The following is a 22230-nucleotide window of genomic DNA, read 5'->3' as shown; positions in this document are numbered from 1 at the left end:
GTTCCCTCAGCTTGTTTTTCCAGCCTTGCCCTTCTCCGCCGGACGGTCGATGTGCTTGGCCGATTCGGTGTCGGGGGTGATCGGCTTTCCGGTGTCGGATACCTCCCTGGCCGCCTCGAGCGGGTCGGCGATGTCGCGGTCGGGCTCGTTGGACAGGATCTTGCCGCTGTCGGGTTTCTGGTCTGCCATGGAATCGCTCCTTCCGTCGGATGGTTCCATCACAACAGGCGGCTGCCGACATTCGTCCCGGATACACTCTGTTACCGAATCCATGACCGCCGGACACAGGCCGGCAACGATAGGCCGTCATCCTGATCGCTATGGACGCCCCCGGCCAAGACCGGGGAGCACCGGACGCGATAGGATGGACAGCATGAAAAAGACCCTGCTCGCCGTGGCCGCCGCTATCCTCGCCGTAACCGCGGCGACCGGAACGCCAGCAATGGCCCAGGGATGGCAGCCGGGCCCGGACGACCGTCCGGCCGGCCACCAGTACCCGCAGCCGCAGCCGCCCCGCGGGTACGAACATAGCCCGCGGTACGAGCACCCCGGCCGTCAGCCGGACCAACGTCCCGGTCCGCCGAAGGCGTATGGCTGGCGGGCCGGCGAGCGTCTGCCGCAGGAGTGGCGCGCGCCCCGTCACGTGATCGCACGCCCGGCCGCTTATCACCTGCACCGCCCGCCGCGGGGCCATCGCTGGGTCCGCGTCAATCATGACGCCGTGCTGGTCGTTTCCAGCACCGGCATCGTCGTAGAGATCGTGCCCGGCCTGTTCCGCTGACCGGAGTTCTCGCCCCTATTCGCCAAAGCCCTTCTGCGCCAGGACCAGGAAGATCTTCTCCTCCAGTTGGTCGGGCGTGAAGGGCTTGGCGATGTAGCCGCTGACATGGTGGGCCAGCGCCTTCTTCACCGCATCCAGCGTCGCCAGCGCCGTGACCATCAGGAAGGGCAGGTCACTGCGGCTCTCGCGCACCTGCTTCAACAGGTCCAGGCCGCTCAGCCGCGGCATCATCCAGTCGCAGACGATCAGGTCATAGGCCGCGCCGTCGGCCTGAAAGCGCTCCAGCGCCTCCTGGCCGTCGGCGGCGGTGACGATGTGGCCGATGCCCAACTCCTGGAGGACGGAGGTGACGAAGGCGCGCGGCCCGGCCTCGTCATCCACCACCAAGACGCGGTGGGAGGACAGGTCGATGAAGGGCACGCCGACCATGGCCAGCGCCTGCCGCAGCCAGTTGGCACGCGCCAGCCGTTCCTTCGGCCCCGGCGCATTCAGCAGCACATGACGGACGAAGCGCGGCCGGTGGCAGTGGCGGTAGAGCACGCGGGCCACCGCCAGCCGGCTCTTGCCGGAGCAGAAGGCCCCCTCCCCCGCCAGCCGGACGATGTCGAGCACGGTGTCGGCCGGCGGATCGTCCTTGGCCTGGATCAAGGGAGCCAGCACGCGCTGGGTGCGCAGGAAGGCGTTCTGGATGTCGTCGAGCTGGCCGCCGAGATACTCGCGCTCCTCGTCGGGGAAGGCGCTGGACAGCACGAGGCGCTGAACCTCCGCCAGCCCCTTCAGCTTCTCGTTCCGGTCCTTCCAGCAGTCCAGCAACCGGCCGGCGAAATCGCGGCTGTCGAAGAAGCTCTTCAGGTAATCGGCCACCGCCTTGGCCGCGGTGGGCGACAGCGGCATCTTCTGGAGCACGAACAGGATGCGCAGCTTCTGCACGAAGTTGCGGCCACGGGTGATCTCCGGGACCGTGTCTTCGTTGACCAGCAGGGCGGTGCGGCGTTGCAGCGCCGCTTCCGTCCGCGCACCGCCGACATAGGCGCCCTCGCGGTCGCGCAGGCGGGCGGACAGGTCGCTCAGCGCCAGAATCTCGCGCTGCACCGCCTCGATGCCGAACATGTCGCCGGCGCTGGCGATGGTGAAGCAGGCCGGCTTGGCCATCTCGCGGCGGAAGGCGGCGGCCAGCGCGTCGCGCAAACCCGGCATCGGCACCCGGCGCATCAACGCGTCCAGCCGGCGGAACACCGATGGGGCGTCGTCCGCCATCGGCCGGTCGGTGGCGATCAGAGTCACGATCAGGTCGATCAGGGTGGTGAAGGGGGCATCCCGCGCGCAGGACGCGGTGCCGGCGTCGCTCAGCAGGATCTCTCCCAGCAGCCGCTCCACCGGCGTCAGCGCGTCGGGATGCTCGGTGGTTTCGGCGAGGTTCAGCAGCGCCTCAGCCTTCTCGGCGAAGCTGCGGCAGACGGCGATGTGCTGGGTGACGGCGGCGTCGAGAAGGAAACGGCCGAGAAAGCCGCCGACGGACAACAGCTCCGCCGCCGTGCCGGGATAGTCGGGGGACAGGAAGTCGGGCGGCGGGTGCTCCTTTACCCGCTCGCGCGTCAGCCGGGCGATCTCGTTGACCAGCGGCGTCATGCCGCCCTTACGGTCCATCACCCGTTCGGCCTGGGTCAGGATGGCGACGAAGGTGGCGGTGTTGGACAGCCCGGTCTGATGGCGCGGGTGGTGCAGCAATTCCGTCGCGGTCAGCGCGTTCTCGTCGAGGAAGCGGCGGCAGAAACGGCCGACCCCGTCCCGGCCGGCCGGGGTGTAGAAATCGGCGGGCTCGCGACAGGCAGCGGGGGCGGAACCTTCCGCCTCTTCCAGCGTCGGTTCCGCGGCGGGGGCGTCGTGGCGGGACTCCTCCATCGCCGCCCTCACAGGGCCAGCAGGTCGCGAAGCGCACTGAGCAGCCGCTCGGGCGCCACCGGCTTCATCACGATCTGCCGCCCCTCCTGCGCCGTCAGCCCGGCCGCCGTCTCGCGCGAGGCGTAGCCGGTCAGGAACAGGATGGGCAGAAGCTGGTTGCGGCTCTCCAATGCGCGGGCCAAGTCCAGCCCGTTCATCTTCGGCATCGACACGTCGCTGACCACCGCGTCGAACAGGCCGCCGGCCTCGTCGTATCGGGTCAGCGCCTCCTGCCCGTCGGAAGCCTCCACCACCGTGCAGCCGGCCTCCTCCAGCACGAGGCGGAGGTAGCGGCGCACCGAGTCCTCGTCATCGACCAGCAGGATGACCGCCCCCTCTCCCTCCGCGACCTGCAGAGGGTCGATCCCAACCGGCGATGCCGGCGGTTCGACGGCGGGCAGATAGAGCGCGAAGGTGGCACCCCGCCCTTCCTCGCCCTCCAGTTCCACCGCGCCGCCTGACTGCTGCGCCGTGCCATAAACCATCCACAGGCCGAGCCCGGTGCCCTTCCCCGGCTCCTTGGTGGTGAAGAAGGGTTCCCAGACGCGGTCGCGGATCTCCACCGGCACGCCCGGCCCCTGATCGCTGACGCGGATCGCGACATAGCGGCCCGGCTTCAGGCCGCGGTGACGGGCGAAGAAGGCGTCGTCCGGCGTCTCCACCGCCAGGGCGATGGTCAGGGTGCCGCCGTGGGGCATGGCATCGCGCCCGTTCAACGCGAGGTTCAGCAGAGCCTGGTTCAGCGTCACCGGGTTGACCAGCGCGTGCGCGCTTTCGTCATCGGCGAGGATCCCCACGTCGATGCCGGCGCTGAGCAGGGGTTTCAGGAAGACGCGCAGGTCGCGCACCAGCGGGGCGACGGCGACCACCTCGCGCTCATCGGTCACCCGGCGGTGGGAGAAGTCCAAAAGCTGGGCCGTCAGCGCCGCCGCCCGTTCCGACGCCTTGGCGATCTCCTGCACGCAGGTCAGCACGCGGTCGGGATCGGCCGGATTGCGCTCCGCCAGCCGGGCGAAGCCGCCGATGGCGGTCAGCATATTGTTGAATTCATGGGCGATGCCGCCGGCCATGCGGCCCACCGCCTCCATCTTCTGGGCGCGCTGAAGCTCGCCCTCCACCCGGCGGCGGTCGGTGATGTCGTTCAGCACCAGCAGCACCGCCGGCCCGCCGCCATAGACGGCCTGACTGGCCGCGACCTCCAGCCGGCGGCGCTCGCCGGTCGGGCGGAGGGCGTCGCATTCCAAGCGGCGCTCCTCCCCCTCGGCAGCGGCGGCGAGCGTCGCGGCCAGTGCCTCGCCCTCCGCCAGAAATCCGGCGAGCAGTTGGCCTTCCAGCGCATCGGCGGCGACGCCGAGGATCGTCGCGGCGGCCCCGTTGGCGAACCGGATGGCGGCGCGGTCCCAGATGACGATGCCGTAGGGGGCCAGTTCGACGAGCTGGCGGTAGCGCAACTCGCTCTCGCGCAGGGCGCCGACGGTCTGTTCCAGCCGGGCGGTCTGGCCGGCCAGTTGCTCCTCCCGCGTTTTCAGCTCGGTGATGTCCATCAGGATCTTCACCACGCCGCCGGTGCCGGTGGCATGCTCGCTGATGCGGTACCAGCGCCCGTCGGACAGCCGGCCGTCGACCGGGGTGGAGTGCTGGAGATGGCGGGTCAGCCGCTGCTCCACCCAGGCGCCGATGTCGCCCTCCCCCTCGTACCCGCCGCGCTCGGCGGCGGCGCGCAGGATCTCGGCGAAGCTGCGGCCCGGGGTCAGCATGTCGGCGATGGTGGGATAGGCGCGGCGATACTGCTCGTTACAGATCAGCAGCCGGCCATCGGCGCTGAACAGCACGAATCCTTCCGACACGCTGTCGATGGCGTCATGCACCACCGCCTGCATGAAACGCGCGTCCACCAGCGCCAGCGTCTCGGCGGTGGCATCGACGCCGCAGCCACGATAGCCGCGGAACCGCCCGTCGGCGCCGCGCACCGGCACGGCGCTGAGCCGCAGCACGAGGTCGCGCCCGTCCACCCCCTCGAAGCTCAGCTCCAGGTCGTGGAAGGGCCGGCCGGCCTCGATGTCGGCACGGTATTCGGCCCAGGTCGCCTCGTCGGCGACCAGCACCCCAAGATCGAGAAGGGAATCGCCGAACACCGTCCGCGGGTCGCAGCCGAGCAGCGTGGTAAGCCCGCCCGACAGCGAGAGATAACGGTGGTCCGACCCGGTTTCCCAGAACCAGCCGGGCGTCACGGCGGCGAAGTCGCGGGAGCGGTCGCGCAGCCCCTCCAGCTCGTCCGTCGCCCGGCGCAGAGCGGCGTCGGAACGGGCCAGGGCGGCGGCGGCGGTCCCGGCGCGCCGGGCGCTCCACAGGGCCAGACCGCCGGCGGCAACCAGCGCACCGGCGACCGGCCAGCCGACATGCCCACTTGCAGACAGCGCCGCCAGGGTGCCGATGCCGGTCAGCCCGGCCAGCAGGCCCGGAAACGACGCGGAAAGACCCGACGGACCGGACACCGGTTTGGCGGCATCCCCGACGGGATGCGGTCGGTCGGTGCCTGCAACGTCCACGGGGCCTCCGTCTGTCCGAAAGGGTGCCGGAAGAGTTGTTGTCCAGTGACATCGTCACCGGATCGTCCCGTCTTAGGCTGTCAGGCGTTAACAGCAGGTTTAGTAGCTAAGCTTTCGCACAGCCGCGACAGCCAGAAGCGGTAGCGGCGATGGAAAGGAGATCCGGGAGGCCGCGAAACACGTAAAAACCGGTTGCCGTTCAAAAGCCGGTCGGTTTCGAAAGGACCATGCCATGCCGCCCATGACTCCCGAGGCCATTCCCCCGGCCACTCCCCTGGCAACCCCGGAGGGCCCCCCGAAGGCAGACGTGATTACGTGGAGCAATCTGCCGGCCCAGACCGCCGAAGGGGTGGAGCGCCGCAGCCTTCCCGGCACCGGCGCATCGCTGAAGCACATCGTCATCAAGGCCGGCACGTCCGCCCCACGCCACGACCACCCGCAAGAGCAGTTCGTCATCGTCGTCGAAGGCCGCGCCCTGCTGACCTGCGAAGCGGGGCCGGTGGATCTGCGGCCGGGCATGGTCATCCGTTTCGACCCCGGCGCCTGGCACACCGCCGATTTCGTCGAGGATACCGTGCTGATCGAGGTGAACTTGAACCCGGCGGGTTGAGAGGGAGGTCAGGCGCCGATATCGATATCGATCTCGTCATCGTCTTCCGGCGCCCGGCCCAGCAGCAGGTCGGCAGCGTCGAGGGTCAGTGCCTCGACCTCCTCGTTGCGCTCCTCGTCGGGCAGGCGCAGCGCGTGCATCAGCTGGGTCGCCAGATGGATCAGCATGGCGCGGACGCAGTCGTCTTCCGGATACTCCAGCGCCACCACGTCCTTCAGGAAGGCGCCGAGTTGCTCCGGCGAATTCCAGGGGTGGGTGATGACGGTCTCGAAGCCGCTGGTGCCGAGGAAGACGGAGTTCAGCGCGACGGCCTGACGGTTGATGCCGTCGACCGCCTCGTCCTGGTCGAGGTTGCCCTGGAGAACTTGGTTGAACGCGTCCAGGCTGAGGTCAATGAACTGGCGGACCAGCAGCCGCACCACGGATTCATCGGACAGATCGTTGCGGGCCTGCGGCTGGGTCAGCACCGGCAGCGGTTGCAGCAGCGCCGCGATGATCGGCTTTGCGGATTGGGATTCCATCGCGGGCAACTCCTGTCGGGATCGACCCCGGCATCTGCGGGGCAAAAGGTTTACGGCCCCCGATATTGCCAGAGCCTGATGCAAAACGCAAAAAAGGCCGCCCCCTCGCGGAAGCGGCCTCTTGCCGGGCCTGACTGGAGGTCAGACCCGAAAGATCAACCCACCAGCTCGATGCCGGCGAAGAAGAAGGCGATCTCCTGGGCGGCGGTCTCCGGGGCGTCCGAACCGTGGACCGAGTTGGCCTCGATCGACTCGGCGAACTCCTTGCGGATGGTGCCCTCGGCGGCGTTGGCCGGGTTGGTGGCGCCCATGATCTCGCGGTTGCGGGCAATGGCGTTCTCGCCTTCCAGAACCTGCAGGACCACCGGGCCGGAGATCATGAAGGAGACCAGATCGCCGAAGAACGGACGCTCGCGGTGCACGCCGTAGAACTGCTCGGCCTGGGCCTTCGACAGCTGAACGCGCTTCTGGGCAACGATGCGCAGGCCGCCGTCTTCGAACTTGGCGTTGATCTTGCCGGTCAGGTTGCGGCGGGTGGCATCGGGCTTGATGATCGAGAGGGTCCGTTCGACGGCCATGGTGGTGACTCCTGCGGGAATGGGGCTTTTCGCCGATTGAAAAACTCGCAGGCGCCGCCGGATGACCGGGGCGCCGGATGGGCGGCTTTATAGAGGCGCTTTCACGGCGCGGCAAGGCGTTCGTTTGGGGCCGGGTTCCCCGATCTTCGCAAAAAATACGGCCGCGATGGCATCCCAGCGCGGCCGGAGTCGAGGAGGCTTTGGGAAAGCAGGCGTCAGGTCAGGATTTGGCGGCACCCAGCTTGGCCTGGGCGGCGGCCAGACCGTCCTTGCCGTCCAGCGTAGTGACGCCGGACAGCCAGGTCTTCAGGACGGCGGGATTCTTCTTCAGCCAGTCGGCCGCCACCGCTTCCGGCTTGCGGCCGCCGTTCATGATGCCGTCCATCACCGAGTTTTCCATGTCCACGGTGAAGACCAGATTGGACAGGAACTTGCCGATGTTCGGGCATTCGGCGGCATAGCCCTTACGTACGTTGGTGCTGACGGTGGCGCCGCCGTAATTCGGGCCGAACCAGTCGTCGCCGTCGGACAGATAGGTGATGTCCATCGTCTTGTTCATCGGATGCGGCGCCCAGCCCAGGAAGGCGATCCATTTCTTGGCCCGCACCGCCCGCTTCACCTCGGCCAGCATGCCGGCCTCGCTGGACTCGACCATTTTGAAGTCCTTCAACCCGAATGCGTCGGCCTTCAGCATCTTGTCGATGATCAGGTTGCCGTCGTTGCCGGCCTCGATGCCGTAGATCTTGCCGTCAAGCTTGTCCTTGTATTTCGCCAGATCCTTGAAGCTCTTCAGCCCGGCCTCGGCGGCATAGGTGGGGACAGCCAGCGTGTATTTGGCGCCCTCCAGGTTGACGCGCGTCACCTCGACCGAACCGTCCTCCAGCACCGGCTTGATGAAGGTCTCCATGGTGGGCATCCAGTTGCCCAGGAACACGTCCAGCGACTTGGTCTTCAGCCCGAGATAGACGACCGGAACCGACGAGACGCTGGTGGTCGGCTTGTAGCCCAGCGCGTCAAGCGTGACGGAGGCGAGCGCCGTCGTCGCCGCGATGTCGGTCCATCCCACGTCGCCGAACCGCACCGACTTGCAGAATGCCGGATCGGCGGCAAGCGCCGTCCCCGCCGGCAGGGCGGCGGACCCGGCCGCCAGCATCAGGCCGACGGCCAGGGTGGAGAGTTTGGCGGCGGAGAATTTACCGGCAGAGAATTTACCGAATGTCTTGGCCATGTCCCTGTTCTCCTTGCTTGTGGTTTTCGTTGTCGTCTCTGTCGTGGTGGCTGCGGGTCTCAGGCCCGCCGCCGCTGGTCCTTCACTGGCTCCTTCTGTCTGATGGCGGCATCCGCGACGTAATAGGGCACGTCGGCGCGCGGCAGCGGCGGACGGCCGCGCACCGCGTCGGCCAGCTTTTCGGCCATCATGATGGTGGGCGCGTTCAGGTTGCCGGTGATGATCCGCGGCATGATCGAGGCATCGATGACGCGCAGCCCCTCCAGCCCATGCACCCGGCCCTGGCCGTCCACCACCGCGCCATCATCGGTCCCCATCCGGCAGGTGCCGCAGGGGTGGTAGGCGGTCTCGGCGTGGTGGCGGACGAAGGCGTCGAGGTCGGCATCGGTGACGCAATCGGCGCTGGGGCTGATCTCCTCGCCGCGATAGGGCGCCAGGGCGCGCTGGCGCATGATGTCGCGGGTGATGCGGATGCCGGCGCGGAACTCCCGCCAGTCCTGCGGATCGGCCATGTAGTTGAATAGGATGCTGGGCGCCTGCCCCGGATCGCGAGAGCGGGCATGGACGCGCCCCTTGCTGGGCGAGCGCATCGAGCCGACATGGGCCTGGAAACCGTGCGCCTCCACCGCGTTGGTGCCGTTGTAGCTGATGGCGACGGGGAGAAAATGGTACTGGATGTTGGGCCAGGGTACGTCGTCGCCGGTGCGGATGAAGCCGCCGGCCTCGAACTGGTTGCTGGCGCCGATGCCGGTGCCCAGGAAAAGCCATTCGGCGCCGATGGCCGGCTGGTTCCACCATTTCAGCGCGGGATAGAGCGACACCGGCTGACGGCAGTGATACTGGATATACATCTCCAGATGGTCCTGGAGATCGCCGCCCACCCCCGGCAGGTCTGCCACCGTCTCCACCCCCAGCGCGCGCAGCAGCGGCGACGGCCCCACCCCCGACCGTTGCAGGATCGCCGGCGAGGCGATGGCCCCGGCGCACAGCAGCACCTCCCGCCGCGCCCGCACCGTCACCGGCGTGCCGTTGCGCAGGTAGGTGACCCCGGCGGCGCGGCGTCCGTCGAACAGGATTCGGTCGGTCAGCGCGTGGGTGACGATGGTCAGCCCCGGCCGCTCCCGCGCCCGGTCGAGATAGCCGCGGGCGGTGCTGCACCGCCGCCCCTGCGCCGTCACCGTGCGGTCCATCGGACCGAAGCCTTGCTGGCGGTAGCCGTTCAGATCGGCGGTGCGGCCGTAGCCTGCCTGCGCCCCTGCCTCCACCATCGCCTCGTAGAGCGGGTTGACGCCCGGCTTGGCGGTGGTGACGAACAGCGGGCCGTCGCCGCCGTGATAGGCGTCGGGGCCGATGTCGCGCGTCTCCGCCTTGCGGAAATAGGGCAGGCAGTCGAGATAGCTCCAGTCCTCCAGACCCGGCAGCCCGGCCCAGCCGTCATAGTCCAGCGCGTTGCCGCGGATGTAGCACATGCCGTTGATCAGCGACGACCCGCCCAGCCCCTTGCCGCGCCCGCACTCCATCCGGCGGTTGTCCATGTGCGGCTCGGGTTCGGTCTCGTAGGCCCAGTTGTAGCGGCGGCCTTGCAGCGGGAAGGCCAGCGCCGCCGGCATCTGGGTGCGGTAGTCGAGCCGGTGGTCGGGTCCGCCCGCCTCCAGCAGCAGGACGCTGACACCGGCGTCCTCGGTCAGCCGGCAGGCGAGGACGTTGCCGGCCGACCCGGCGCCGACGATGATGTAGTCATACTCGCGCACCGCAGGGGCGAAGGAGGATGTGGCGGCGGGCATAGCGGCGCCATTCTCCGGCGCAGCGGTCCCGGAGGTCGGTTGGTTCGACATCGAACACCCCTTCTTTAAAAAGCGGCCTTCTCTGAAAAGCGGGCTTAGAACACCGACGAGTAGGCACCCAACTCGACCTGGACCGACTTGAGGCGCGTGTAATGGTCGAGCGTCTCGACGCCGTTCTCACGGCCGACGCCCGACTGCTTGTAGCCACCGACCGGCATCTCCGGCGGCGATTCGCCCCAGGCGTTGATCCAGCAGATGCCGGCCTCCAGCCGGTGGATCACCCGGTGGGCGCGGGCCAGATCGCTGGTGACCAGCCCGGCGGCGAGGCCGTAGCTGGTGGCATTGGCGCGCGCGACGACCTCTTCCTCCTCGTCGAAGGTCAGGATCGACAGGACGGGACCGAAAATCTCCTCGCGCACGATGGTCATGCCGTCGTGGCAGTCGGCGAAGACGGTCGGCGCCACATAGGCGCCGCGCGCGAAGGCGGCGCCTTCCGGAACCCCGCCGCCGGCCAGCAGCCGCGCGCCCTCGGCCTTGCCAGCCTCGATGTAGCGCAGCACCTTGTCGCGGTGGGGGAAGCTGGCGAGCGGGCCGAAATTGGTGTCGGGATCCAGCGGATCGCCCATGCGGATGCGGCGCACGCGGACCATCAGCCGCTCCTCGAACGCCGCCGCGACGCTGCGCTGGACGAGGACGCGGGTGCCGTTGGTGCAGACCTGACCGGAGCTGTAGAAGTTCGCCATCATGGCGATGTCGGCGGCGCGGTCGAGGTCGGCGTCGGCGAAGACGATCAGCGGCGACTTGCCGCCAAGCTCCATCGTCACCTCCTTCAGCGTCGATCCGCCGGCCGCAGCCATCACCCGCTTGCCGGTCTCCACCCCGCCGGTGAAGGACAGCTTCTCGATGCCGGGATGGGCGGCCAGCAGGGCGCCGACCCGGCCATCGCCCTGGACGACGTTGAACACGCCATCGGGCAGCCCGGCCTCGCTGTAGATCGCCGCCAGATGCAGGGCGGTCAGCGGCGTCACCTCGCTCGGCTTGAAGATCATGGCGTTGCCGGCGGCCAGCGCCGGGGCCGATTTCCACAGCGCGATCTGGATCGGGTAGTTCCAGGCGCCGATGCCGGCGACCACGCCCAGCGGCTCGCGCCGGGTGTAGACGAAGGAGGTCGGGCGCAGCGGGATCTGCCGTCCTTCCAGCGCCGGGGCGAGGCCGGCGTAATATTCCAGCACGTCTGCGCCAGTGACGATGTCGACCGCGCGCGTCTCGCTCAGCGGCTTGCCGGTGTCGAGCGTTTCGATTTCCGCCAGCGCGTCGTTGCGCTCGCGCAGCAGGGCGACGGCCCGGCGCAGCACCCGTGCGCGCTCCATCGCCGTCATCGCCCCCCACACCGCCTGTCCGGCCCGCGCGCTGTCGACGGCGCGGTCCACGTCCGTGGATGTCGCCTGCGCAACCTCGGCCAGTACCTCCCCGGTCGCCGGATCGACGGTGGCGAAGCGTTCCGCCCCTTCGTCTTCGACAGGACGGCCGTGGATGTAATGGGCCAGACGTCCGAACCGCGTCATGTCGCGTCTCCCTGATCCGAGGTCCAGAGGGTGCAGTGAATCGCAGCAATTCGATTGCCGGAGTCAGCGTGGTTTTTATTGATTGAACGTTCAATTAAAAAAGAACGGGTGGCGATTCCGTTCCTTGAATTGGTCGTGTTCAAACAAACCCGATGACTGGCACCAAGCCGAAGCAAGACGGAACCGGCTGCCCTGCGCGGGACAAAGCCGTGCCATTCGCGCGCCATCGGCCCTGCCCCGCTTCAAATTGGCGGCCCCTCGTGCTACATCCTCGCGCGCTATGCTGCACATCAATGACCTGACCTTCCGCTTCGGCGGCCGAGTGTTGTTTGACCATGCGACGGCGGTGGTGCCCAAGGGGCATCGCGTGGCGCTGGTCGGACGCAACGGCACCGGGAAATCGACCCTGCTGAAGCTGATCTCGGGCCAGCTGCAAACGGATGCCGGCGCCATCACCCTGCCGGCCGGCATGCGGATGGGCATGGTGGCGCAGGAGGCCCCCAGCGGCCCGACCACGCTGATCGACGCCGTGCTGGCCGCCGACACCGAACGCACCGCCCTGCTGGCGGAGGCGGAGACCGTCACCGACCCGATGCGCATCGGCGAGGTCCACGCAAGGCTTGCCGACATCGAGGCGCATTCCGCCCCGTCGCGCGCAGCGCAGGTGCTGTCCGGCCTAGGCTTCGACGCCGAGGCGCAGCAACGGCCCTGCTCCGACTTCTCCGGCGGCTGGCGGATGCGCGTGGCGCTGGCCGGCGTGCTGTTCTCCCGCCCCGACCTGCTGCTGCTGGACGAGCCGACCAACCACCTCGACCTCGAAGCCACCATCTGGCTCGAGGGCTATCTGAAGAACTACCCGCACACCATCCTGCTGGTCAGCCACGACCGCGAGCTGCTGAACGCCGTGCCGACCACGACGATCCACATCGACCAGGGCAAGCTCGTCACCTACAGCGGCAATTACGACCAGTTCCTGGCGCAGCGCCGCGCCAACCAGGAACGGCTGGCCTCGATGGCGGCCAAGCAGGACGCGCGGCGCAAGCACATGATGGCCTATGTCGACCGCTTCCGCTTCAAGGCCAGCAAGGCCCGTCAGGCGCAGAGCCGCCTGAAGCTGCTGGAGAAGATGGAGTCGATCACGCTGATGGAGGACGATCCCGAGGTCGTCTTCAACTTCCCCCCGCCCGACGAGCTGGCGCCGCCGCTGATCGCGCTGGAAGGGGTCAGCATCGGCTATGGCGACAAGGTCATCCTGCGCCGGGTCAACCTGCGCATCGACATGGAGGACCGCATCGGCCTCTTGGGCGCCAACGGCAACGGCAAGTCGACGCTGGTCAAGCTGCTGGCCAACCGGCTCCAACCGATGGCCGGCGAGATGCGGCGCCCGTCCAAGCTGCGCATCGGCTATTTCGCCCAGCATCAGGCCGAGGAACTCGACCTGTCGCTGACGCCGATCCAGCAGACCCAGCGCATCATGCCGCTGGCGCTGGAGGAGAAGGTGCGCGCCCATCTCGGCCGCTTCGGCTTCCCGCAGGTGAAGGCGGAGACCAAGATCTCCAGCCTGTCCGGCGGCGAGAAGGCGCGGCTTCTGCTGGCGCTGATGAGCCGGGAAGTCCCGCACATCCTGATGCTGGACGAACCGACCAACCATCTGGACATCGACAGCCGCGAAGCCCTGATCGAGGCGATCAACGACTTCCCCGGCGCCGTCATTATCATCAGCCACGATCCCCATCTGATCGAGATGACGGTGGACCGGCTGCTGCTGGTTGCCGACGGCACGGTGCAGGCCTATGACGGCGATCTGGACGACTACCGCCGCTATCTGCTCGACCGCGCCAAGGCGGAACGGGCAGTGGCGAAGAGTGGGGCCGAACGGGACGCCGGCCCCAACAAGAAGGACCAGCGCCGCGCTGCCGCCGAGGCGCGCACCGCGCTCGCTCCCCTGAAGCGCAAGGCCACCGACGCCGAGGCGCTGGTCACCAAGCTGAGCGAGGAAAAGCGCAAGATCGAGGCGAAGATGTCCGACCCGGCGCTCTACACCGGCCCGTCCGACAAGCTGACCAAACTGCAGATCGAACTGGGCACGGTGGAGAAGAAGCTGGCAACCGCCGAGGAGACCTGGCTGGAGGCGCTCGAACTCTACGAGAGCGCCGCGGCGGAGGCCGGCGTTTGAACGCCCGCCGGCACATCGACGGCTCCGGCGCCCACGGTCAGGCGGAGATGGGCCCAGTGGAGATGGATCGGGCGGAAATGGAACATGACGGCACCATCGCCCTGCCCGCCGCCTGCGATGCGGTGGAGGAGGAGCGGACCTCCGACGTGCTGGCCCGCTTCCGCGCCAACCTGCCGAAGGGGCGGGTCACGCTGGGCGACCTGATCCGGGCGCTGGGCGACCGCTCGCTCGGCACCATCCTGCTGGCGCTGGCGCTGCCGACCATCGCGCCGGTGCCGCTCGGCGTGTCCTGCCTGTTCGACCTGCCCATCGTGCTCTACACCGCGCAGATGGCCTTCGGCCGGCGCGGGGCCGGGCTGCCGGACTGGCTGCTGCGCCGCTCCATCGGTAGCGGGCTGGCGGCGCGGACGCTCGACGCCGCCATGCCGCGGCTGATGTGGATCGAGCGGATGCTGAAGCCGCGGCTACACCGCCTAGCCCGCATCGACGAGGAGCGCTGGTTCGGTCTGCTGCTGTTCATCCTGACGCTGACCTGCATCGTGCCACTGCCGCTGACCGGCTGGCTGCCGGGCTTCGCGCTAGTGCTGATCTCGCTGGGACTGATCGAGCGCGACGGCGGCGCCATCGGCATCGGGCTGGGGCTGACCGCGGCTGCGCTGGTGTTTTTGACGCTGGTGGCGAGCAGCCTGTCATACGCAGGTCACCAACTTCTGGCAGCAACTCTGCATTAGGACGGCCCCCCGGAGCGACGGGCGAGGGCCGTCCCGATCCAGGGAGGCCCACATGACCAAGACGGCATCCGCCACGCTTTCCGAATCCTGGCTGTTCTTCCGCCGCTGGCTGGCCGATCCCTGGGCGATGGGGTCGGTCGCCCCCTCCTCCCAGGCGCTGCGCCGCCGCATCACCCGCGAAATCCGCCGGGAGCCGGACGAGGCGGTGGTGGAGTTCGGCGGCGGCACCGGCCCGATCACCGCGGCGATGCTGGAGGCCGGCGTCCCAGCCGACCGGCTCTACAGCTTCGAGATCGATCCGGACCTCGCCCGCCATCTGCGCGCCCGCTGCCCGGCCGTCACCGTCATCGCCGACGACTGCCGCAAGGCGCCGGAGTTGCTGGGCGAGGCGCTGTGCGGCAAGGTCGCCACCGTGGTGATCGGCATCCCGATGATCACCTTCCCGCTGGAGTTCCAGCGCGAGGTACTGGACGCCACCTTCCGCATCCTGCGGCCGGGCGGGCGCTTCCTGCTCTACAGCTTCATGCCGCATTCGCCGCTGAGCCGCGAGGCGCTGGGACTGACTGGGGAACGGCTGGGCTTCACCCTGCAAAATCTGCCGCCGGCATCGGTATGGGGATACCGCCGCGCCGGAGAGTGATAGGGTCCTCCGCCCGGCAACCCATAACCAGCGAGAGCCTCCATGAAGTTCGGCTACACGATCCTCTATGTTCCCGACGTCGCGGCGTCGCTGGCCTTCTTCGAGAAGGCGTTCGGGCTGAACCGGCGCTTCCTCGCCGAAACGGGCGACTATGGCGAGCTGGACACCGGCTCCACCACCCTGTCCTTCGCCAGCCAGGAGCTGGCGCTGTCGCACCACCCCGCCGGCTATGTCTTCGCCAGCGCCAGCGAGAAGCCGCTGGGCATCGAGATCGCGCTGGTCACCGGCGACGTGGAGGCGGCGCACGCCACGGCGCTGGCCGCGGGCGCCAGCGAACTGGCGCCGCCGAAAGCCATGCCGTGGGGACAGACGGTGTCCTTCATCCGCTGCCCCGACGGCACGCTGGTGGAGCTGTGCACGCCGGTCGGCGGCTGACGGCAGCGGGGCCGGCGCGGTTGCCCTGCCCCGAACGCCGCGCTTATGGTCCGCCCTCCCGTCCACCATCGTGAGCCTGCCGGCGATGTCCTTCATCCTGTCGAAGCTGCTTTGGGGCGTCTTTGCGCCCGGCAATGCCCTGGTGCTGGCGGTGGCGCTGGGCGCGCTGCTGCTGCGGACGCGGCGCTGGCAGCGCGCCGGGCGGCGGCTGGTCACGCTGGCGGCGGTGCTGCTTCTGCTGGCGATGTACACGGGTCTCGGTGCGCTGGTCGCCCTGCCGCTGGAGAACCGTTTCCCGCGATTGGTGCCCGAGGGGCAGATTGACGGCATCATCATGCTGGGCGGTGCCCTCAACCCGCCGATCACCGCCGACCGCGGCGACCCGTCGCTGAACGACGCGGCCGAGCGCATCCTGGGCTTCGCCGACCTCGTCCGCCGCCATCCGGAGGCCAAGGCCGTCTTCACCGGCGGATCGGGCCGGCTGCTGGCGCCGGACCTGAAGGAGGACGTCACGGCCCGCGCCGCCCTGCTCCAGGCCGGCATCCCCGCCGACCGTGTGCTCTATGAGGCTGAGTCCCGCAACACCTGGGAGAATGCGGTCTTCAGCAAGGAGATGGTCAAGCCGGCGCCGGGCGAACGCTGGGTCCTCGTCACCTCGGCCATGCACATGCCGCGGTCGGTGGGCATCTTCCGCGCCGTCGGGTGGGAGGTGATCCCCTTCCCCGTCGACTACCGCACCAAGCAAGACGCCACGCCCTGGCTGCGCTTCGAGTTCGGGCAGAATCTGGTGATCCTCGACGACGCGGTGCGAGAATGGATCGGGCTGACCGCCTATTGGCTGATGGGCCGCACCGAAAGCCTGTTCCCCGGCCCATGACGGTCCGGCCCCCCTGCGGGCTGTGTCATCGTACCGCCGCCGCGTTCGAGCCATTGGCGCGGCGGTGCCACTCCGCTAGAGTGCCGCCGCCTTGGCGGTCGGGCCGGGTCGGGGAAAGAAGGAAATTGGCGGATGCGTCGCTGGCGCGGGGTGAGCAGGGTCGTCGTGCTGGTCGGCGTGGCAGCGCTCGCCGCCTGCGCGCAGAAGCCCGCCGGCACCGGCCCGGGCCTTCCGACCAGCGGCGTCTACAAGGTGGGAAAGCCCTATCAGATCAACGGCGTCTGGTATTATCCCAAGGAAGATTTCAGCTACGACGAGACCGGCATCGCCTCATGGTACGGCCCCGGCTTCCATGAGAAGAACACCGCCAACGGCGAGATCTACGACCAGAACGAGCTGACCGCCGCGCACAAGACTCTGCCGATGCCGAGCCTGGTGCGCGTCACCAACCTCGACAACGGCCGGTCCATCGTCGTCCGGGTCAACGACCGCGGCCCCTACGCCAACGGCCGCATCATCGACATGTCGCGGCGCGGCGCCCAGCTGCTGGGCTTCGACGGTCCCGGCACCGCCAAGGTGCGCGTGCAGATCCTGGCGGAGGAAAGCCGGGCCATCGCCGCCGCCGCGCGCCAGGGCACGCCCGCCCCGCTGCTGGCCGAGGTCGACGGCCCGCCGCCGAAGGCAGCCCCGCGCGGCCGGATCGAGGTGAGCGGCCCATCCGGACCGGCGACGACGCTTGCCGCCTCCCTGTCCCCTTCCGCCGGCACTCCCCGTGCGCCGGTGGTCGGCGCCCCCGTCCCGCCGCCGGCCACCGTCGCCGGCAGCATGGCGGAGGGCCGCTTCGTGCCGGCCCCGGTGGTGGCGCAATTGCCGGTGAGGGCGCATGAGGCGATCTATGTGCAGGTCGGCGCCTTCGGCAGCGAGGAGAATGTGGCCAAGGCCCGCGCCCGCCTGTCGTCCATCGGCCAGCGCGCCAGCGTCAGCCAGACGCGAACCGCCGGCCTGACCCTGCACCGTGTCCGCGTCGGACCGCTGGACAGCGTCGACAGGGCGGATACCCTGTTGACCCAGATCATCCAGGCCGGCCTTACGGAGGCCAAAATCGTGGTGGATTGATCCGGCCACCCGACACCACCCCCGGCCGCTCCTTATGAGCGCCAGCGACCCTATGCCTGTACCGAGTGCCCTTGGAGGATTGTTGCCATGAACGCTGTTGTCGTCCGCCTGTGTGCCGTTTTCGGCCGTTCCGTTGCTGTCGCGGCCGGAATTGCGATGGCCGGGGCCACGATTGGCGCCGGCTTCACCGCGGTCTCGGTCCAGGCCGCGACCCTCGACACCATCGCCAAGCAGGCGATCCTTGTCGATCTGACCTCTGACACCGTGCTGTTCGAGAAGAACGCCGACGAGCGCATGGCGCCCTCGTCGATGAGCAAGATCATGACCGCCTACATGGTGTTCGAGGCGATCAAGGGTGGCCGCCTGACGTTGGAGAGCACCCTGCCGGTCAGCGAGCGGGCCTGGCGGATGCAGGGCTCCAAGATGTTCGTGGAGCTTCACAACAACATCAAGGTCGACGACCTGCTGAAGGGCATGATCGTCCAGTCCGGCAACGACGCCTGCATCGTGCTGGCCGAGGGGCTGGCCGGATCGGAGCAGTCCTTCGCCGAACAGGCGACCAAGCGCGCGAAGGAGTTGGGGCTGAAGAACAGCAACTTCGCCAATGCCACCGGCTGGCCCGACCCCAACCATTATATGACCGCCCGCGATCTGGCGCTTCTGGCCGAACGGCTGATCAAGGACTTTCCCGAATTCTACAAGTACGATTCGATCCGGGAGTTCAAGTATCACGGCATCACCCAGGGCAACCGCAACCCGCTGCTCTACCGCAACATGAATGTCGACGGGCTGAAGACCGGACACACCGACGCTGGCGGTTATGGTCTGACCGCATCGGGCGAGCGTGAGGGGCGCCGGCTGCTGCTGGTGGTCAACGGCTTGCCCAACATGCAGGCGCGCGCCGACGAATCGGCCCGGCTGATCGAGTGGGGCTTCCGCGAGTTCGCCTCCTACACCCTCTATAAGGGCGGCGAGACCATCGAGCAGGTTCCGGTCTGGCTGGGCGAGCAGGACATGGTGCCGGTCGCCGTGCCGCAGAACCTGAGCGTCACCATGGCCCGCGCCGACCGCCCCGGCATGAAGGTGTCGCTGGTCAGCAACGCCCCGGTCGCCGCCCCGATCAAGAAGGGCGACACGGTCGGCAAGCTGGTGATCTCCGCCCCCGGCTTCCCGGGCAAGGAGGTGCCGGTGGTGGCCGCCCAGGACGTGCCGAAGGCCGGCATGTTCGGCCGCGCCTTCGCCGCCGCCAAATATCTCGTCTTCGGCAACAGCCTGTGACCGTGACGACGATGCCGACCGCACCGGCTCCTTCCGCCAAGCGCGGCCGCTTCATCACGCTGGAAGGCGGCGAAGGGGCCGGCAAGTCGACGCAGATGCGCCGTCTGGCCGACAGCTTGCGCATCTCCCTGCGTGCCCGCGGCATCGAGCTTGTAACGACGCGGGAGCCGGGCGGATCGCCCGGCGCGGAGGAGATCCGCGGCCTGCTGGTGACCGGCGAGACCGGCCGCTGGAGCGCGACCACCGAGGCCCTGCTGCACACCGCCGCCCGCCGCGACCATCTGGAGCGCACGGTGTGGCCGGCGCTGGAGACCGGAAGCTGGGTGCTGTGCGACCGTTTCTTCGACAGCACCATGGCCTACCAGGGCTATGGGCTGGGGCTGGGACGCGAGCGGATCGAGACCTTGCAGACGGCGGCGCTCGGCGGCTTCCGTCCCGACCTGACGCTGATCCTCGACATCGACGTGGAGACCGGCCTGCGCCGCGCCGTGGCGCGGCATGGCGGCGAGGACCGCTATGAGCGGATGGACATCGGCTTCCACCAGCGGCTGCGCGACGGCTTCCTCGACATCGCTAGGCGGGAGCCGGGGCGCTGCGCCGTGGTGGATGCCGACGCCGACCTCGATACCGTGCAGGCGCGGATCTGGGACACCGTCGCCACCCGCCTGGGGCTGGCGTCTTGAGCAAGGCGCGCTCCCCGGCCCCGGCGGGCCCAGCCGCCGAAGAGGCACTCGCCCCGCGGCGCAATCCCGACCTCGTCGGGCATGACGAGGCGGAACGGCTGCTGCTGGAGGCCTGGAACTCCGGCCGGCTGCCGCATGCCTGGCTGATCGGCGGCACGCCGGGCATCGGCAAGGCGACGCTGGCCTTCCGCTTCGCCCGGTTCGTCCTGGCCCAGGAGCCGCCCGGCAACAGCCTGTTCGGTGACTCCCTGGGGGGAGCGGCGCCGGTCACCTCGCTGCACATCGGCCCCGACCATCCGGTGTTCCGCCGGGTGGCGTCGGGCGGCCATGCCGACATGCTGACCATCGAACGCCAGCGCGACGAAAAGAAGGGCCGGCTGAAGCGCGACATCGCCGTCGACGACGTGCGCAAGATCGGCCCCTTCCTGCGCCGCACCTCGGCGGAAGGCGGCTGGCGCGTCGCGGTGATCGACGGCGCCGACCGCATGAATCTCAGCGGCCTGAACGCCATCCTGAAGATTTTGGAGGAGCCGCCGCCCGGCGCCCTGCTGCTGCTGGTCAGCGACAATCCCGGCGGCATGCTGCCGACCATCCGCTCGCGCTGCCGCAAGCTGACGCTGAAGCCGCTGGCCGAAGACACGGTGATCGACCTGCTGGGCCAGCATCGGCCCGACATCGCCGCCGACGACCGTCCGGCGCTGGCCCGCCTGTCGGAGGGCAGCGTCGGCCGCGCCATCGACCTTGCCGACGCCGGCGGCCTTGCGCTCTACCGCGAGATGATCGGGCTGCTGTCCGACCTGCCGCGCATCGACATCGTCGCGGCGCACGCCTTCGGCGACAAGCTGACCCGCAAGCAGGACGACGGGATGTTCGAGACGGCGACCGAACTGCTGGTCTGGTGGCTCGCCCGCTTCGCCCGTTCGCTCGCCCGCGGCTCCTGGCCGGCGGAGGTGGTGCCGGGCGAGGCCGCCCTGATGACCCGATTGGCGAACGCCCGCGGTCTTGAACGTTGGGTGGAGGTGTGGGAAAAGGTTCAGCGTCTTTTCGCGCGCGCGGAATCCGCAAACCTGGACCGCAAGCAGGTGGTCCTGAACGCCCTGTCGGCGCTGGAAACGGCAGCCGCCTAGGGTTACTTCAGAACCTGCCGGTTGAACCTGACTTGAAAGAAAGTGCCGCAAATGGCCGGGCCGAAGACCTTTTATCTGACGACGCCGATCTATTACGTGAACGACGTGCCGCACATCGGCCACGCCTACACTACGCTTGCCTGCGACGTCCTCGCCCGGTTCATGCGCCTCGACGGCTATGACGTGAAGTTCCTGACCGGCACCGACGAGCACGGCCAGAAGGTGGAGAAGTCGGCGGAGAAGGCCGGTATCGCGCCGCAGGAATTCACCGACCGGGTGTCGCAGAACTTCCGCGATCTCGTGTCGCTGATGAATTATTCCAACGACGACTTCATCCGCACCACCGAGCCGCGGCACGTCAAGTCGGTCCAGGCGCTGTGGACGGTTCTGAAGGATCGCGGCGAGATCTATCTCGGCTCCTACGCCGGCTGGTATTCGGTTCGCGACGAGGCCTTCTATGGCGAAGACGAGCTGACCACCAATGCCGAGGGCAAGAAGATCGCCCCCACCGGCGCCGAGTGCGAATGGGTCGAGGAGCCGTCCTACTTCTTCAAGCTCTCGGCCTGGCAGGACCGGCTGATCGAGTTCTACGAGCAGAACCCGGATTTCATCGCGCCGGCCGGCAAGCGCAACGAGGTGATGTCCTTCGTCAAGTCGGGCCTGAAGGATTTGTCGGTCAGCCGCACCACCTTCAAGTGGGGCATCCCGGTGCCGGGCGACGACGCCCACATCATGTATGTCTGGCTCGACGCGCTGGCGAACTACATCACCGCCGTCGGCTATCCCGACACTACCGGCGACTATGCCAAATACTGGCCGGCCGACCTGCACATGGTCGGCAAGGACATCCTGCGCTTCCACGCCGTCTACTGGCCGGCCTTCCTGATGGCCGCCGGCCTGCAGCCGCCCCGCCGCGTGTTCGCTCATGGCTGGTGGACGATCGAAGGCCAGAAGATGTCGAAGTCGCTGGGCAACGTCATCGCCCCGGACTCGCTGGTCAACACCTACGGCCTCGACCAGACCCGCTATTTCCTGTTGCGCGAAGTGCCGTTCGGCAATGACGGCGACTTCTCGCACAAGCAGATGGTCAACCGGATCAACGGCAACCTCGCCAACGATTACGGCAACCTCGTGCAGCGCGTCCTGTCGATGATCGGCAAGAACTGCGGCGGCGCCGTCCCGACGCCGGGTGCGTTCACCGAGGCGGACAACACCTTGCTCGGCTCGGCCTACGGCATGCTGGACATCGTGCGGGCTGAGATCAGGGCGCAGGCCTTCCATAAGGCGCTCGACGCCATCTGGGCCGTGGTCGGCGACGCCAACCGCTATGTCGACGAACAGGCGCCGTGGGCGCTGAAGAAGACCGACCCGGCGCGCATGGCGACCGTGCTCTATGTGCTGGCCGAGACGATCCGCCATCTGGCGATCCTGACCCAGCCGGTGATGCCCGACGCCTCCGCCAAGATCCTCGACCTGCTGGCACTGGGTCCGGATGCGCGCGGCTTCGGCACGCTGGGTCCGTCGGGGGCGCTGGCCGCCGGCACGCCGCTGCCGACGCCGCAGGGCGTCTTCCCGCGTTACGTCGAAGAACCGAAGGTCTGAGTTCCCAG

General features: G+C 68.5%; 20 protein-coding genes. 12 read left to right on the top strand and 8 right to left on the bottom strand.

The window, feature by feature from the left end; genetic code table 11:
- Positions 1-6: 6 nt before the first annotated feature.
- Positions 7-189: a hypothetical protein gene (locus ABNQ38_RS15370; RefSeq protein ID WP_098739607.1), complete on the bottom strand. Its 183-nt coding sequence runs from the start codon at positions 187-189 to the stop codon at positions 7-9.
- 175 nt (positions 190-364) lie between these two features.
- Here ABNQ38_RS15370 and ABNQ38_RS15365 point away from each other — a divergent pair, with 175 nt between their 5' ends.
- Positions 365-781 (top strand): RcnB family protein, encoded by a 417-nt coding sequence (locus ABNQ38_RS15365; RefSeq protein WP_377809167.1) that lies wholly within the window; start codon positions 365-367, stop codon positions 779-781.
- 15 nt (positions 782-796) lie between these two features.
- Here the strand turns inward: ABNQ38_RS15365 and ABNQ38_RS15360 are convergent, their stop codons facing one another.
- Entirely contained in the window at positions 797-2683 is a 1887-nt protein-coding gene (locus tag ABNQ38_RS15360) for a response regulator (RefSeq protein ID WP_377809166.1), read from the bottom strand.
- Between the two features lie 8 nt (positions 2684-2691).
- The gene (locus ABNQ38_RS15355; protein WP_377809165.1) at positions 2692-5271 is read right to left on the bottom strand and encodes a response regulator; all 2580 of its coding nucleotides are present in this window, start codon (positions 5269-5271) and stop codon (positions 2692-2694) included.
- Between the two features lie 307 nt (positions 5272-5578).
- On the opposite strand from ABNQ38_RS15355, the gene ABNQ38_RS15350 reads away from it, so the two are divergent.
- Positions 5579-5881, top strand: coding sequence for a cupin domain-containing protein (locus ABNQ38_RS15350; protein ID WP_377809164.1), 303 nt, complete (start codon positions 5579-5581; stop codon positions 5879-5881).
- An 8-nt stretch (positions 5882-5889) separates the two neighbouring features.
- Here the strand turns inward: ABNQ38_RS15350 and ABNQ38_RS15345 are convergent, their stop codons facing one another.
- From ABNQ38_RS15345 to betB, 5 genes are all read right to left on the bottom strand, one after another.
- Positions 5890-6402: a hypothetical protein gene (locus ABNQ38_RS15345; RefSeq protein ID WP_377809163.1), complete on the bottom strand. Its 513-nt coding sequence runs from the start codon at positions 6400-6402 to the stop codon at positions 5890-5892.
- Between the two features lie 155 nt (positions 6403-6557).
- Positions 6558-6980: a nucleoside-diphosphate kinase gene (ndk, locus tag ABNQ38_RS15340; protein WP_012974418.1), complete on the bottom strand. Its 423-nt coding sequence runs from the start codon at positions 6978-6980 to the stop codon at positions 6558-6560.
- A 220-nt stretch (positions 6981-7200) separates the two neighbouring features.
- Complete coding sequence (locus tag ABNQ38_RS15335; RefSeq protein WP_377809162.1) at positions 7201-8208, bottom strand: choline ABC transporter substrate-binding protein; 1008 nt, start codon at positions 8206-8208, stop codon at positions 7201-7203.
- 59 nt (positions 8209-8267) lie between these two features.
- Positions 8268-9992, bottom strand: coding sequence for a choline dehydrogenase (gene betA, locus ABNQ38_RS15330; protein WP_377810132.1), 1725 nt, complete (start codon positions 9990-9992; stop codon positions 8268-8270).
- Between the two features lie 95 nt (positions 9993-10087).
- Entirely contained in the window at positions 10088-11557 is a 1470-nt protein-coding gene (gene betB, locus ABNQ38_RS15325) for a betaine-aldehyde dehydrogenase (RefSeq protein WP_377809161.1), read from the bottom strand.
- A 280-nt stretch (positions 11558-11837) separates the two neighbouring features.
- Here betB and ABNQ38_RS15320 point away from each other — a divergent pair, with 280 nt between their 5' ends.
- The 10 genes from ABNQ38_RS15320 (at position 11838) to metG (ending at position 22222) form a co-directional block, all read left to right on the top strand.
- Positions 11838-13733: an ABC-F family ATP-binding cassette domain-containing protein gene (locus tag ABNQ38_RS15320; RefSeq protein ID WP_377809160.1), complete on the top strand. Its 1896-nt coding sequence runs from the start codon at positions 11838-11840 to the stop codon at positions 13731-13733.
- Entirely contained in the window at positions 13730-14464 is a 735-nt protein-coding gene (locus tag ABNQ38_RS15315) for an exopolysaccharide biosynthesis protein (RefSeq protein ID WP_377809159.1), read from the top strand. The genes ABNQ38_RS15320 and ABNQ38_RS15315 overlap by 4 nt, the downstream gene beginning before the upstream one ends.
- Before the next feature lie 52 nt (positions 14465-14516).
- Positions 14517-15104: a class I SAM-dependent methyltransferase gene (locus ABNQ38_RS15310; RefSeq protein ID WP_377809158.1), complete on the top strand. Its 588-nt coding sequence runs from the start codon at positions 14517-14519 to the stop codon at positions 15102-15104.
- Between the two features lie 42 nt (positions 15105-15146).
- Positions 15147-15539, top strand: coding sequence for a VOC family protein (locus ABNQ38_RS15305; RefSeq protein WP_377809157.1), 393 nt, complete (start codon positions 15147-15149; stop codon positions 15537-15539).
- An 85-nt stretch (positions 15540-15624) separates the two neighbouring features.
- Positions 15625-16416, top strand: a complete 792-nt coding sequence (locus tag ABNQ38_RS15300) for a YdcF family protein (RefSeq protein ID WP_377809156.1) — start codon at positions 15625-15627, stop codon at positions 16414-16416.
- A 132-nt stretch (positions 16417-16548) separates the two neighbouring features.
- Positions 16549-17532 (top strand): septal ring lytic transglycosylase RlpA family protein, encoded by a 984-nt coding sequence (locus tag ABNQ38_RS15295; protein WP_109047816.1) that lies wholly within the window; start codon positions 16549-16551, stop codon positions 17530-17532.
- An 87-nt stretch (positions 17533-17619) separates the two neighbouring features.
- Entirely contained in the window at positions 17620-18810 is a 1191-nt protein-coding gene (locus ABNQ38_RS15290; RefSeq protein WP_377809155.1) for a D-alanyl-D-alanine carboxypeptidase family protein, read from the top strand.
- An 11-nt stretch (positions 18811-18821) separates the two neighbouring features.
- On the top strand, positions 18822-19493 hold the full coding sequence (tmk, locus tag ABNQ38_RS15285) for a dTMP kinase (RefSeq protein ID WP_377810131.1): 672 nt from the start codon (positions 18822-18824) through the stop codon (positions 19491-19493).
- Complete coding sequence (locus ABNQ38_RS15280) at positions 19490-20620, top strand: DNA polymerase III subunit delta' (protein ID WP_377809154.1); 1131 nt, start codon at positions 19490-19492, stop codon at positions 20618-20620. Before tmk ends, ABNQ38_RS15280 begins: the two co-directional genes overlap by 4 nt.
- A 51-nt stretch (positions 20621-20671) precedes the next feature.
- On the top strand, positions 20672-22222 hold the full coding sequence (gene metG / locus ABNQ38_RS15275; RefSeq protein ID WP_377809153.1) for a methionine--tRNA ligase: 1551 nt from the start codon (positions 20672-20674) through the stop codon (positions 22220-22222).
- Positions 22223-22230 lie beyond the last annotated feature (8 nt).

It is taken from the genome of Azospirillum sp. A29 (genome assembly GCF_042604625.1).
Lineage (GTDB): Bacteria > Pseudomonadota > Alphaproteobacteria > Azospirillales > Azospirillaceae > Azospirillum > Azospirillum palustre.
This window is presented reverse-complemented; position numbering and strand designations above follow the sequence as displayed.

Coding starts and splice junctions, on each gene's coding strand:
- ABNQ38_RS15365 (WP_377809167.1), top strand. CDS start 365: ATGGACAGCATGAAAAAGACCCTGCTCGCCGTGGCCGCCGCTATCCTC.
- ABNQ38_RS15300 (WP_377809156.1), top strand. CDS start 15,625: ATGTCCTTCATCCTGTCGAAGCTGCTTTGGGGCGTCTTTGCGCCCGGC.
- tmk (WP_377810131.1), top strand. CDS start 18,822: ATGCCGACCGCACCGGCTCCTTCCGCCAAGCGCGGCCGCTTCATCACG.
- ABNQ38_RS15345 (WP_377809163.1), bottom strand. CDS start 6,402: ATGGAATCCCAATCCGCAAAGCCGATCATCGCGGCGCTGCTGCAACCG.
- ABNQ38_RS15320 (WP_377809160.1), top strand. CDS start 11,838: ATGCTGCACATCAATGACCTGACCTTCCGCTTCGGCGGCCGAGTGTTG.
- ABNQ38_RS15290 (WP_377809155.1), top strand. CDS start 17,620: ATGAACGCTGTTGTCGTCCGCCTGTGTGCCGTTTTCGGCCGTTCCGTT.
- metG (WP_377809153.1), top strand. CDS start 20,672: ATGGCCGGGCCGAAGACCTTTTATCTGACGACGCCGATCTATTACGTG.
- ABNQ38_RS15310 (WP_377809158.1), top strand. CDS start 14,517: ATGACCAAGACGGCATCCGCCACGCTTTCCGAATCCTGGCTGTTCTTC.
- betB (WP_377809161.1), bottom strand. CDS start 11,557: ATGACGCGGTTCGGACGTCTGGCCCATTACATCCACGGCCGTCCTGTC.
- ndk (WP_012974418.1), bottom strand. CDS start 6,980: ATGGCCGTCGAACGGACCCTCTCGATCATCAAGCCCGATGCCACCCGC.
- ABNQ38_RS15335 (WP_377809162.1), bottom strand. CDS start 8,208: ATGGCCAAGACATTCGGTAAATTCTCTGCCGGTAAATTCTCCGCCGCC.
- ABNQ38_RS15370 (WP_098739607.1), bottom strand. CDS start 189: ATGGCAGACCAGAAACCCGACAGCGGCAAGATCCTGTCCAACGAGCCC.
- ABNQ38_RS15360 (WP_377809166.1), bottom strand. CDS start 2,683: ATGGAGGAGTCCCGCCACGACGCCCCCGCCGCGGAACCGACGCTGGAA.
- betA (WP_377810132.1), bottom strand. CDS start 9,992: ATGCCCGCCGCCACATCCTCCTTCGCCCCTGCGGTGCGCGAGTATGAC.
- ABNQ38_RS15295 (WP_109047816.1), top strand. CDS start 16,549: ATGCGTCGCTGGCGCGGGGTGAGCAGGGTCGTCGTGCTGGTCGGCGTG.
- ABNQ38_RS15305 (WP_377809157.1), top strand. CDS start 15,147: ATGAAGTTCGGCTACACGATCCTCTATGTTCCCGACGTCGCGGCGTCG.